The organism is Corynebacterium poyangense (assembly GCF_014522205.1).
Lineage (GTDB): Bacteria > Actinomycetota > Actinomycetes > Mycobacteriales > Mycobacteriaceae > Corynebacterium > Corynebacterium poyangense.
Map to the genome: position 1 here is coordinate 706,766 of NZ_CP046884.1, position 12,337 is coordinate 719,102.

Sequence of the window (12,337 nt, forward strand, 5' to 3'; positions counted from 1 at the left end):
GAGAACATGAACTCACCACAGGGCGCCCCAGCAACTGAACCTCAAGGGTGGTTTTATCTACCTAACCCGCAGGTCAAGCTCAGTCATCCGGATCGTGAACTCCGGCAGCGCCAGTGGGAGGGGAAAGCCTTAGAGTTACTTCACACCGGTAGCGGTGTGTGGCGCCTGAGCGGCACCGCAGGAAGTGGTGTGAGTTCGCTGTTGGTGGATACCGTGGTGCACCGGATTCAAACTGGCGTAGATCCCGCCAATATTATGGTGCTGACTGGCTCTAAAGAGTCAGCTCAACGGTTACGCAGGATGGTTTATGAGGCATTAGTTGATGATGAACAAACTGCTACTGATGCCACGTTGGTTCGGTCTATCCATTCCTTGGCTTTTGCGGTTCTTCACGCCACATCATCTGAGGCAATAGAACTTATTCCCGGTGCTGAACAAGACGCAGTATTTAGAGAACTCCTTGCCGGGCACGCTGAAGATGGCGGCGCCTATTGGCCACCTGAGTTTCACGACGCCCTCACCATGTTGGGTTTTGCCCGGCAACTTCGAGATTTTCTCCTCCGCGCAGTAGAACGTGGTCTCAGCCCTGAACGCCTACACGAACTCGGTCAGTTTTATCACCGACCCATGTGGACTGCCGCTGGACAATTTCTAGCAGAATACCGGCAGGTCATGGCGCTTAGACAGCATCCGGGTTATAGCGCTTCAGAGTTGCTAGGGGCAGCGCTACATGCCGTCGAGCATTGTCCTGAGGTGGTAGAACGCCCCCTTGAATTACTTGCAGTTGATGATGCTCAACTTCTTGATCCGATGGCTGGGAAACTCATTGATGCATTTATCCCCCACGCCAGGTTAACTATTTTGGCCGGAGATCCAGATCAAGCGGTGTTCGGATTCCGAGGAGCAGAGCCTGAGTATTTTCTGGGACATTCGGTTGACAAAGAGTTGGTTTTGTCCGAATCATTAAGGACACCGCGCCGGGAGATCGCTATTGTCAAGACACTGTCTCAGCAGTGGGAAAAAGTGACGGGGGATATTCGCCGTGCGCATCTTAGTGATGGTGTGCCCTGGGGTGATATGGCGGTGATTGTGCGTTCACAGGCGCAGCTCAATCCCACCCGCCGGGCGTTAATGTTGGCTGATATTCCAGTGCATGTTGATCCCACAGACGTGGTGCTTGCGCAGCAACCCATAGTGGCAGGGATCATTTTGGTGGTGCGAGCCTTATATGAACCGCTTAGTTCGAGTGAATGGGAAAGACTTTTGCTCGGCCCCTTTGGTGGCGCTGACCCAGTGACGCTGAGAAGACTGCTTCGGGGCCTGCGACGGTTCGATATGCAACAGCGAGCCATGGACACCTTAGCCTGGCTGGTTGATCCCCGAAACCGAGACGATGTGGCTGAAGAGGATACCGTCTTAAAAGGGCTGTTAACGAGTCGAGAATATGACGTTCTGCAGCGAGTCCAGTCAGTGCTATGGGCGGGATACCAATCCATTCAGCGTGGGGATTCCGTGGAATTAGTGTTGTGGGAATTGTGGGATGCTGCCGGCAAGGACCCAGCGGATCCGCAATCTAAAGGCCTCGCTGAACATCTCCAGACAACAGCTTTACGCGGCGGAACTCCAGGCTCTCAAGCTCACCGAGACTTAGATAGCATGATGGCTCTTTTCGACCTGGCTGGGGATCTTGTGGAGCGAATCCCGGAAGCGAGCATTCGTTCATTCATTGCCGAAATAGCTGAACAAGAGTTACCTACCGGGGTGCGGGATCGACGTAATCTTCGCCCTGAGGCAGTGAATCTCCTGACCGCTCATGGGGCCAGCGGACAGGAATGGTCCAGGGTCATTGTGGTGGGGGCGCAAGAGGGGACCTGGCCTGCGCTCGGGGAAATCGGAACAATTTTCGAACAGAATGACATGATTGACGCGGTAAGTCGAGGGATTTCTCCCGATCTCCCGATTTTGCGGACCCGGGAACAACTGCGAGAAGAGCGTCGGTTATTTCATCTAGCGACAACGCGCGCGACAGAACAGCTGCTGATCTGCGCGGTAGAAAACTCCGAGGGGGATGAGGAAATGGAGCCTTCCCGTTTCCTCGGGGAGTTTGCAGAACGTGTGCCCGGTATCCACGTCACGATAGCGGAACCCGGCACAATGGCGTCTGACTGTATCGAAGAAGCTGCGGGACAACGCTATACCTCGCTGAGCCCTAGCGATTTTATTGCTGAACTCCGGCGCTGTCTTAAGGACCCAGAAAGCTCTCACGATGACAAGAACCAAGCTCTTCGGCAAATAGTTCGGCTAGTGAAAGCTGGAGTTCCAGGGGCTGATCCGGAACTATGGTGGGATACCACGACACCCAGCACTGAAGCCCCAGTTGTTCAGCACCAGTCAGTGGCATTATCGCCCTCACGAATTGACAGTATTATCACCTGCCCACTACATGCGGTGTTATCTCGAATTGAAAATCCTGAGCAAGATACCACCGCTATGTTGGGCGGGACACTAATACACAATTTCGCTGAAGCCATAGTGAAGGGGGCGGATCCTCAGGAAGCGAAGGATCTTGTGTTAACGGCTTTAGTGGAATTTATTCCGGTTCCTCGGTGGCAAACAGAGACTCAACGAGAAGAGTGGAAGAAAACACTGGAGCAGGTTGTGGCTTGGGTGGCTAATGCCGGGGCGCAGGCAGAAGTCCTGGGAGCTGAGGTGGAGTTCGGGGTGGCACTTAATTCTGATCTGAGGTTGGCAGGAAGAATTGACTATTTGGCTCAGTTTCCGGATGGGAGCACCCGCATCGTTGATATAAAGACTAGCAACTCACCTGTCTCTGTGGCAGACGCCAAAGAACATCCTCAGCTCAAGGCATATCAATTAGCAGTGAGCCGAGGGGTGTGGGATCAAGGAAAAATTAGGGAAGCACGCGAGGGAGAAGAAGCGCTTCAGGTGGGCGAGGCGAAACTGTTCTACCCGAAGTCATCATCGCGAACCCCTTTTCGAGAACAGCCGGTTCTGGATGAACATCAACTCCAGGAGTTTGAAGATCAACTACCTGAGCTAGCTTCCCAGATCCGCGGTCCGGTATTCGTGGCGCGTGCGGGGAAACATTGTCAGTACTGTCAGCTACGCCAAATCTGTCCAGTCCAACCCGAGGGAAGGAGTACTTTGGATGTCTCCTCATAACCGAATCTCAGCAACGGACCTAGCTGCGGCACTTAGCCAGCATTTTCCCCCGACACCACAGCAGGCGGAAGTTATTGAAAGCCCCTTAGGTCCGACCTTGGTGGTGGCCGGGGCAGGGGCCGGGAAAACAGAAACGATGTCGGCTAGAGTGGTGTGGCTGGTGGCCAACGGATTAGTGGAACCGGACCAAGTTCTCGGGCTTACCTTTACCCGCAAAGCAGCCCAGCAGCTCAATCAGCGGATTCGGCGTCGCCTCCAAACGTTGGCGCAACCGGAGTTACTTCGCCAACTAGATCCCAGTGGGAAGTTGAAGAAAACTCTCGAAGCTATAGCTCCATCAATTTCCACCTATGATTCTTTTGCGGGGAATATCATCCGCGAGTTTGGGTTACTTGCCCCGGTGGAACCTGATGCCCGACTAATTAACACGAGTGAATACATTCAGTTAGCTCAGGAAGTTGTGGCTGACTATCACGGTGACTTACCGGATCAGGATTCCTTAGCCAGAGTAGTGAATAAGGTCATCACCTTAGATAGTGAATTGACCCAGCAGGTACTTAGCTGCGCAGAAGTGCGTGAAGAAAGTGAGAGTTTTCGTCGGATTATCGAGGAAGCGCCTAAAGCGGCACGTCAACGGGATAATCTCAATCAGACCATGCAGAAAGCCTACGACGCTCAACAGCATCGGGTGATGTACCTGGAGTTAGTGGAGCGGCTACGAGCAGAATTACATCGTCGACGTCTGAGTACTTTTGGGCTACAGATGGCGACTGCTGCAGATTTAGCGAAAAGATATCCGGTAGTCGGCACGACGTTGCGTCGACGCTATCGGGTTGTGATGCTCGATGAATATCAAGATACTAGCCACGCGCAGCGGGTACTGCTATCGCATCTTTTTGGGCAAGGACAAGATGAGGACTTGTCGGTAACTGCGGTGGGGGATCCCATGCAGGCTATTTATGGGTGGCGGGGAGCTACCGCCGCGAACTTGAACCAGTTCATTACTGATTTCCCTCACGGTGATGGTTCCGATGCGGAGAAAAAACAACTCACGGTGTCCTGGCGTAATCCTGGAAAGGTGCTTGAGCTCGCTAACCGAATATCTGATGATGTTTTTGCTAGCTCCCCGCAGGGGAGAACAGTCAACCGCCTAGAATCTGGGTCCGCAGAGGACGGGGGGCTGCAATTTGGTTTTTATCGAACGTTTGGGGAAGAGCGTGAAGCTGTTGCGGATTTCATGGAGGAGAAATATCGTGCTGCGCAACGCTGCGATAGTTCTTTTAGCGCAGCGGTTTTAGTGAGGAAAAACGCTCATATTGCGCCTATTGCCGATGTGTTGCGTCAGCGGGGAATTCCGGTTGAAGTGGTTGGTTTAGGTGGGTTGTTGAGTATCCCGGAAATTGAGGACCTGCTGGGATTAGCGAACTTGCTGGTAAATCCGGGGGATAGTCCGAGTGCGTTGAGGGTTTTAGCTGGACCCATGGTGGGGCTAGGGGCAGCAGATATCTTGGCGTTGTCACGTCGGGCGAAGAACCTCTCGGCGCGGGCGCAGGGAGAAACTGATTACTTGTCAAAACCGGAAGGTGATGGTGATGATTCCGCTATCAAGCGGCTAAGAGAAAATATCGAACACGCCAGACCAACAGATCCTATGCTCGCAGCCGGGCTCGGAGACGCCCTTGCCGACCTTGGAGAGAAGGAACGTTATAGCGAGGAAGGGTATCGACGCCTGGCGAAATTCTCCGCGCTTCTTCGACATCTTCGCAGCCGGGGATTGGGCCGCAACGTTACTGATATTTTTGCCGACATCATTCAATTAACCGGGCTAAGAACAGAACTCCTCAGCCGCGAAAATCCCCGAGCCGAAGGAGCAACCGGTACAGTGCACCTACAACGCTTCATGGACGAGGTGGGAAACTTCAGCGATATTCCCGGAGCTCATCTCGGATCATTCTTGAACTACTGCCGTCTGGCGAAGGAATATGACCGGGGTCTTAACCCAGGGGAGGTCATCTCTCGAAGCGATAGGGTTCAAATCCTCACAGTGCATAAAGCGAAAGGCTTAGAGTGGCACCATGTTGCGGTGCTTCATGCTGATAGCAGAAACTACGGTGTTAATCAGGTCTCAACGTGGGTGAAGGCTGCGGACAAGGTTCCCACTATTGAACGTCCAGGAGAGCCACTACCTAAAGGCACTCCGGTTTTGGGTGATACCAGCGGCAACCGCAAGGAGATTGAGGACGCCATCAATGCTTTTACCGACGAGGTCAAAGAAGCCGAACAACAAGAAAACGATCGGTTATTTTACGTCGCCGTCACGCGGGCGGAACAGAGCTTAAGTGTCAGCGCGGCGGCCTGGGACGAACATGCTAGACGTGCTAAACCTGGAACTCCACATCGATTTTTAGAGATCCTGCAACACCACTTCCCAGAAGCTCAAAAGAGTTGGTATCAGGGTGGTGAGCAGGAAAGCGAGGTAGAAACCCCTCCGGAACTTGTTGAGGAAGGGGTATTCCCCCAACTTCAGGTGGACGATTCTCATCAGAGGGTTTGGGCTGATGTCCGTGCTGCCCTTGAGGGGAATCTGCCAGAGCTCGGTTCCCAAGAACTTCATCGCCAGTGGGAAGCCGATGCTGAGGCACTCATCGAAGAATATCGGCAGCAGCAGCAACCAGTGGTGGATGTGCCCTTGAATATTGAGCTCACCGCCAGTGATTTGGTCAATATGCGTCGAAACTCAGAGTGGTTTGCCCGACGTCTACTTCGCCCTGTCCCCTTTAAACCGCAAAGTTTCGCCAAACGGGGAACTCAATTTCACCAGTGGATAGAGAATTTCTTCGGTTCTACCGCCTTAATCGATGAGACCGAATTACCTGGAGCAGATGAACTGATCGATGGTTCAACTTTTCCGGAACTACGCGACGCCTTTATCCACAGCCGGTGGGCATCACTCCAACCGGCCTATGTGGAACAGGCATTTGATCTCTACCTCGGTCAGCACATTATCCACGGCCGGATGGATGCAGTCTTTCACAACTCAGATGGTTCTTGGACAATAGTCGACTGGAAAACCGGGCATATTCCTCAAGGAGATGAGATGAAATCTGCATCCATCCAGCTTGCTGTCTATAAGCTTGCCTGGGAAGAAATATGTCAGCGCCGAGGTGAAAAGAACCCTGATGTCAGCGCTATTTTTCACTATGTCAAACCTAACCGCAGTATTGAGCCAGATCGTTTATATAGCCGGAGCGATCTAGAAAGAATGCTCGGTGACTAGGATCCTAGGCAAAGAATGAAACTATCCTTTGCCCCTCCCAAGAGATAGGACAACACCATGCCGAATCGCTTCCGGGAACGCTTCCGCAATTCCGGTGAGCTCACCACCTTGCCGGATCATGCGCTGCTGGGAGTGATTCGATTACCCGCCGGAGCAGTACTCAGTCCGTGGTGGCTGATTTTGCGTCGGGTTTTTTATGCTCTCATTCTGCTGTTCGGGGTAGCCGCGCTGGTGTATTTTGATACTGACGGCTACAGTGAGCCGCTCACCTTTGTCGATGCTTTCTACTACTCGGCGGTTTCCCTATCCACCACGGGCTATGGTGACATAACTCCGGTAACGCAATCAGCGCGACTGATTAACATTATTATTATCACCCCTATCCGGATCGCTTTCGTTATTCTCCTGGTTGGTACCACGTTGTCGGTTCTTACCGAAGAATCACGGCGATCTATCCTGATCAAACGCTGGAGGAAACGAGTGCGTAACCACACTATTGTCGTTGGCTATGGGACTAAGGGACGTTCCGCAGTAGCAGCGTTGCTTGCTGATGGGGTAGCCCCCGACAACATTGTGGTGGTGGATACTGATCGGGCAGCGTTGTCTGCGGCCGAAAATCAAGGGTTGGTCACAGTTCATGGATCGGCTACTAAAGCCGATGTGTTGAAAATTGCGGGGGTGACTAGAGCTAAGGCAGTAGTTGTGGCGCCTAATCTTGATGACACTGCGGTGTTAGTTACCCTTTCGGTTCGAGAAATTGCCCCTAGTGCCACGATCGTCGCTAGTGTCCGGGAATCTGAAAACCAGCATCTTTTAGAGCAATCGGGAGCAGACTCAGTAGTTATTTCCTCAGAAACTGCTGGCCGGATGCTTGGTCTTGCTACGGTAACCCCATCCGTGGTGGAGATGATGGAAGATCTCCTATCGCCGGATGAAGGGTTTTCTATTGCTGAACGTCCCGTGACCGAGGAAGAAGTTGGTGCTAATCCTCGACACCTTGCTGACATTGTGTTAGGGGTTGTGCGCTCCGGTGAGCTTTATCGGATTGATTCTCCAGAAGCAGAAAGCGTGGAGCCAGGTGACCGGCTGTTGTATGTGCGACGAGTGTTTAGCGAGGAGGTGCGACGTCCATGAAATACCTCTGCATTGATCCTCACGGTCGATTAGCCGCCCACACCACTAAGGATCACCGGGTTCGTCCGGTGGTGCTTGATGCCATCCCGGCAGGTGCTATTAGCAGTACTCGCGTTCAGATCGATGCGGATTTAAGTGCTCTTCGTGTTGATGAGCGCACCGTGATGACAGTGGCTAACCAGTATGAAGCTCAGGTTATTGGTCCGCGAGGATATGCCAACAACCCCCAACTAGCACGCGCTTTAGCATTAATCCGAAATCGGGAACGTCTCCGGTTTGATCCGGTTGATGGTTACCCCGTGGATTTTGATGACGCAGGGATTATTGGGCATGGTCTGAACGGTCCGATCTTTCCTCGCATTGATCCCGCAGTCATCGGCATCATCGAGTTGGTGGGGGAAGAAAAAATTCTGTTGGCTAAGAATTCTCAGCGTCCTGAGTATTATTCGCTGGTTGCGGGGTATGTGGAGGCTGGAGAAAGCTTTGAATCTGCTTTCATCCGGGAAGCCGCGGAGGAAACCGGCCGCACAGTTCACTCGTTGACGTATCAAGGAAGCCAGCCCTGGCCGGCGACAAGTTCATTGATGGTGGGTTTCCATGCTTTTACCGCTGAGGTTGAACCGAGCTTGCCCACTGACGGTGAGATTGCTCATACCGTGTGGTTGGGGGCTGAGGAAATCAGCCAGGTTCCCCTTCCTATGCCGGGATCAATTGCCTACCGGCTAATCGACGGTTGGGTTCGCACCCATAGGGGAGGACCACTTGGTTAGTCTCGGGGATCTTGATCCAGATCAGCAAGTTGCTGCTAGCGCTCCGCGAGGCCCGGTATGTATCTTAGCGGGAGCTGGCACCGGGAAAACCCGAACCATCACCTACCGAATAGCTCACCTGATAGAACGCGGATTTTTTAATCCCAACCGAGTGTTAGCAGTTACTTTCACTACGCGGGCAGCTCAAGAGATGCGAGTCCGGCTTGAATCCATGGGAATAGGCGGTGTTCATGCTCGGACTTTCCATTCTGCGGCCTACCGCCAACTGTCCTACTTTTGGCGGCAGGTTGCTGGAGACATGGAATGGGGCATTGTAGAAAAGAAATTCTCCTACGCTGCCCAAGCAATGAAGAAAGCGGGACTTCCTCAGAATCGCGAACGTGTTCGTGACATTCTGCATGAAATTGAGTGGGCCAAGGCGTCTCTGATAACCCCTGAGAAATATCCAGAGATCGTTTCTCAGATTCAACGTGATATTCCCGCTGAGGCGGAGCAGATTTCTAGTGTTTACCGCCTATATGAAGAGTTAAAATGCTCTCCGAGCAGGATGCTGCTGGATTATGATGACCTGATTTTGTATATGGCAGCAGCTATTGAAAATAATCCGGCGGTCGCTGCAGAGTTCCGCTCTCAATACCGTAGTTTTGTGGTTGATGAATACCAGGACGTCACCCCCTTGCAACAGCGACTTTTGGATGCCTGGTTAGGGGATCGGGACGATCTCACCGTCGTCGGAGATGCTAACCAGACTATTTATTCCTTTAATGGAGCTACGCCGCGGTATCTTCTTGATTTTTCACGAAAGTATCCACACGCCACCGTGGTGAAGTTGCAGCGAGATTATCGGTCCACGCCACAGATTGTAAAACTCGCGAATACTGTTATTTCACATGCTCGTGGTCGGGTAGCAGGTACTCGCCTGGAACTGCAAGGGATGCGAGCTCACGGTCCGCAACCCCAGTTCCGGGAATATGATGATGAGCCTGCGGAGGCTCGTGATATTGCTAAACACATTCGCGCTCTTCTTGCTTCTGGAACCCCGGCGCAGGACATCGCTATTTTGTACCGCATCAACGCCCAGTCTGAAAGCTATGAACGGGCGCTAAGCGAAGCCGGCATCCCCTACCATGTTCACGGCGGAGAGGGCTTTTTTCAGCGTCCAGAGATTAAAGAAGCTCTCCGCGCTCTCGTCAGAGCAAGTCAATCCGGTGACTTGCCGGAAGAACTGCACGGGGTAGGCTTAGCGCAACTTGTCCGGGAAATCCTAGCCCCGCTGGGCTACTCCAGCGTCGAACCAGAAGGTAGCGAATCCCGAGACCGTTGGTATTCCCTCAAAGCTTTGGTGGAGTTGACTGAAGAGTTGGGGCAAACTATCCCGGATTTGGATCTCGTGGGGCTGTTGCTCCGGCTCAAAGAACGCCAGCAATCTCAGCTTCCGCCCACGATGGAAGAAATAACCCTAGCTAGTATGCACGCCGCCAAAGGCCTGGAATGGGATGTGGTTTTCCTGGCCGGACTGAGCGATAACATGCTGCCGTTTCACTATGTTCACAATAAAGGCATAGAAAAAATTGAAGAGGAACGTCGACTCTTTTATGTGGGGATTACCAGGGCGCGAGAAGTATTGAATTGTTCTTGGGCTTTGGCTCGCCAGGAGGGCGGCAGAAAAAACCGGAAGCGATCTCGTTTTTTCGATGATCTTTTCCCGGAGGTTGAGCAGCGCACTATCCCGCCTCGATCCGGACGCTCCCATTGTTGTCGAGAGTGCGGCAAGAAATTATCGACCCCGCAGGAGCGGGTTCTTGGCCGGTGTTTACACTGCCCGAGTAACGCCCAACCGGGAGTTTTTGCGGCTCTGCGACAGTGGCGCAGTGATATTGCTCGAGAAAATAAAATTCCGGCCTATATTGTCTTTACTGATGCAACGTTATTGGCCATCGCGGAAAGTATGCCGAAAACTCCAGCTGATCTCTTAGATATTTCCGGTATTGGGCCGGTCAAGGTTGAGAACTACGGCGCGGATCTTCTCCGGATCTTAGCTGATTTTCGCGATTAGTATGCGACGTCGACTCTGCGTTGTCCTTTGCTAAACCCCTTAGGACAGGCGTTGAAAACAACTGGGACAGCCGTGGTGAACAGGGAGCATACGGTGATTGAGCTGTGGTGAGAATGGGTCGATGTGAAGAAATAATCCTGGTTCTGGTTGAAGGTGCGGAGTTGCTGGTCTAGGGCTAAGAAAAGCTGGTGGTTCGAGGAGTTGCCGGGTAAGGCCGAGGACCCGCGCCGCGGTGCTGGCGGCACTGAGAGGGTCATCTAAAAACCCCATGCGTGCTGCTTGTGCTCCTAGATGCGGCAGGTGTGGATCCCAGTGATGGAAATAGAGATCGGCGCACAGCGGACACGGGCCGGAACCGCGGATGTGCAGCGGGCCAATAAAACCTTGACCATCCCAGGTAGAAACCGGGATCCAGGTGCGACCGCGGGTTGCCCAATGGCGATGAAATTTTCGGGCTTGACCGATGGTATTTTCGAGAATGATGGGCACTTGTGCGGGCAGGTGCGCTAAAAATTGTTGCGGTGTTTCTTGGGATAGGGGGCGGTGCACCCGGTATCCGATCTCCAAGAACAAGGAAGTAAGTAGTTTCGATACTCGAGATTTCCCGAGCAGTGCGACGCGGTGAGTTTGCCCGCTCACCTGGGCTAGCACCTGGAACTCTTTGAGCTCAGCGATAATGGTGTTGCTAAATACGGGATCAAAACCGTGATCAATGAAGTCTTGAATGAGGTCACTTTCCAACCGTGGTGCCCGGGCGGTAAGCAGAAGACGGACGAGGACACGCGCCCGAGGATGTTCAATAACTCCGCAGTGCCGCGCATCCACACCGCATTGCAGTGAGCCGGCGTCTCTGAGGAAAATGTGGCTGGTAGGTCTAAGTTGGATATGACTCATAGCTGGTTAGACTGGGCGCACTATGGTTGTGGATCCCAAGGTTGAGATTATTCGATCACCGAAGCGCAAAAAAACTATTTCTGGCCGGTGGCAGGATGGTCGGATTGTCGTGCGCGTTCCGGCACGGCTAACAAGGTCCCAGGAAGATCGCCTCGTAGCGGACCTGGTGAACAAGATGAAAGCAAAAGCGCACCACGCTCAATCCTGGTCAGATGAGCACTTGGAGCGTCGTGCTCGGGCGCTTAACCAAACGTACCTGGAATCCCGCGCCCATTTCTCAGGCATCCGCTGGGCAGATAACCAGAAACATCGCTGGGGGTCCTGTACCCCCGATACCGGCAGCATTCGGATTAGTTCTCAGTTGAAAACTGTGCCGGGGTATGTACTAGACGCGGTGATTGTGCACGAGCTGGTCCATACGTTCATTCCGCATCATGGGCCTGAGTTTTATCAGTGGGCAAATAAAGTACCCCACGCCGAGCGGGCGCAGGGTTATTTGGAGGCGTACCAACAGTGGGGGATTAGGAATCAATCTCTTTAGGGGTATCGGTACGGCTGACCTGGATTTTGCGGGCCTTAGCGCGCTCTGCCAGGGGCAGGGTTAGGCGCAAAACACCATCGGCATACTCCGCAGATATCCGTTCCGTGTCTACGGAATCACTGAGCGTTAGTTGGCGTCGATATGACCCGGTGGCACGTTCATTGAGAACCCACTGAATATCATCATTTTCCGGTGACGTAGTGCGCTGGGCGGAAATAGTCAGCACACCGTTATCAATGTCAATGTCGATACTGTCTGGGTTCACTCCTGGAAGATCAGCACTCAAAATATAGGAGCTGTCCACCTTATACAGGTCCATGGGCATAAAGCGGGGAGCGCGGCCCTGACCGTTTCCAGCTCCAAAAAGCTGACGAGCCAAGGAATCGAATTGGGTGAAAGGATCGGTGTTGAAGGAACTCATGATGTCCTCTTTTCTCTGTCGTAGAAAGTTGCTTACACCAGACTCAACCCAAGAAGCCCAA

General features: G+C 53.0%; 8 protein-coding genes. 6 read left to right on the top strand and 2 right to left on the bottom strand.

Annotation, left to right across the window (positions count from 1 at the left end; genetic code table 11):
• The first annotated feature begins 6 nt into the window (after nucleotides 1-6).
• The 5 genes from GP475_RS03360 to GP475_RS03380 are packed head-to-tail and all read left to right on the top strand — an operon-like array spanning nucleotide 7 to nucleotide 10,420.
• Nucleotides 7-3,183, top strand: coding sequence for an ATP-dependent DNA helicase (locus GP475_RS03360; protein WP_187975248.1), 3,177 nt, complete (start codon nucleotides 7-9; stop codon nucleotides 3,181-3,183).
• Nucleotides 3,170-6,460, top strand: a complete 3,291-nt coding sequence (locus GP475_RS03365) for a UvrD-helicase domain-containing protein (RefSeq protein WP_187975249.1) — start codon at nucleotides 3,170-3,172, stop codon at nucleotides 6,458-6,460. The genes GP475_RS03360 and GP475_RS03365 overlap by 14 nt, the downstream gene beginning before the upstream one ends.
• 57 nt (nucleotides 6,461-6,517) lie before the next feature.
• Nucleotides 6,518-7,594, top strand: a complete 1,077-nt coding sequence (locus GP475_RS03370; protein WP_187975250.1) for a potassium channel family protein — start codon at nucleotides 6,518-6,520, stop codon at nucleotides 7,592-7,594.
• Entirely contained in the window at nucleotides 7,591-8,364 is a 774-nt protein-coding gene (locus tag GP475_RS03375) for an NAD(+) diphosphatase (protein ID WP_187975251.1), read from the top strand. Before GP475_RS03370 ends, GP475_RS03375 begins: the two co-directional genes overlap by 4 nt.
• Nucleotides 8,357-10,420: an ATP-dependent DNA helicase UvrD2 gene (locus GP475_RS03380; RefSeq protein ID WP_187975252.1), complete on the top strand. Its 2,064-nt coding sequence runs from the start codon at nucleotides 8,357-8,359 to the stop codon at nucleotides 10,418-10,420. Before GP475_RS03375 ends, GP475_RS03380 begins: the two co-directional genes overlap by 8 nt.
• Nucleotides 10,421-10,459: 39 nt before the next feature.
• On the opposite strand, the gene GP475_RS03385 is transcribed toward GP475_RS03380, so the two are convergent.
• The gene (locus tag GP475_RS03385; protein WP_187975253.1) at nucleotides 10,460-11,314 is read right to left on the bottom strand and encodes a hypothetical protein; all 855 of its coding nucleotides are present in this window, start codon (nucleotides 11,312-11,314) and stop codon (nucleotides 10,460-10,462) included.
• A 22-nt stretch (nucleotides 11,315-11,336) separates the two neighbouring features.
• On the opposite strand from GP475_RS03385, the gene GP475_RS03390 reads away from it, so the two are divergent.
• Nucleotides 11,337-11,855, top strand: coding sequence for a M48 metallopeptidase family protein (locus GP475_RS03390; protein WP_187975254.1), 519 nt, complete (start codon nucleotides 11,337-11,339; stop codon nucleotides 11,853-11,855).
• Here GP475_RS03390 and GP475_RS03395 read toward each other — a convergent pair.
• Nucleotides 11,836-12,276, bottom strand: coding sequence for an Hsp20/alpha crystallin family protein (locus GP475_RS03395; RefSeq protein ID WP_187975255.1), 441 nt, complete (start codon nucleotides 12,274-12,276; stop codon nucleotides 11,836-11,838). The genes GP475_RS03390 and GP475_RS03395 overlap by 20 nt on opposite strands.
• Nucleotides 12,277-12,337 lie beyond the last annotated feature (61 nt).

Bases quoted from the DNA above. Each gene is read 5' to 3' on its own strand.
- GP475_RS03370 (WP_187975250.1), top strand. From the start codon at position 6,518: ATGCCGAATCGCTTCCGGGAACGCTTCCGCAATTCCGGTGAGCTCACC.
- GP475_RS03390 (WP_187975254.1), top strand. From the start codon at position 11,337: ATGGTTGTGGATCCCAAGGTTGAGATTATTCGATCACCGAAGCGCAAA.
- GP475_RS03365 (WP_187975249.1), top strand. From the start codon at position 3,170: ATGTCTCCTCATAACCGAATCTCAGCAACGGACCTAGCTGCGGCACTT.
- GP475_RS03395 (WP_187975255.1), bottom strand. From the start codon at position 12,276: ATGAGTTCCTTCAACACCGATCCTTTCACCCAATTCGATTCCTTGGCT.
- GP475_RS03385 (WP_187975253.1), bottom strand. From the start codon at position 11,314: ATGAGTCATATCCAACTTAGACCTACCAGCCACATTTTCCTCAGAGAC.
- GP475_RS03360 (WP_187975248.1), top strand. From the start codon at position 7: ATGAACTCACCACAGGGCGCCCCAGCAACTGAACCTCAAGGGTGGTTT.
- GP475_RS03375 (WP_187975251.1), top strand. From the start codon at position 7,591: ATGAAATACCTCTGCATTGATCCTCACGGTCGATTAGCCGCCCACACC.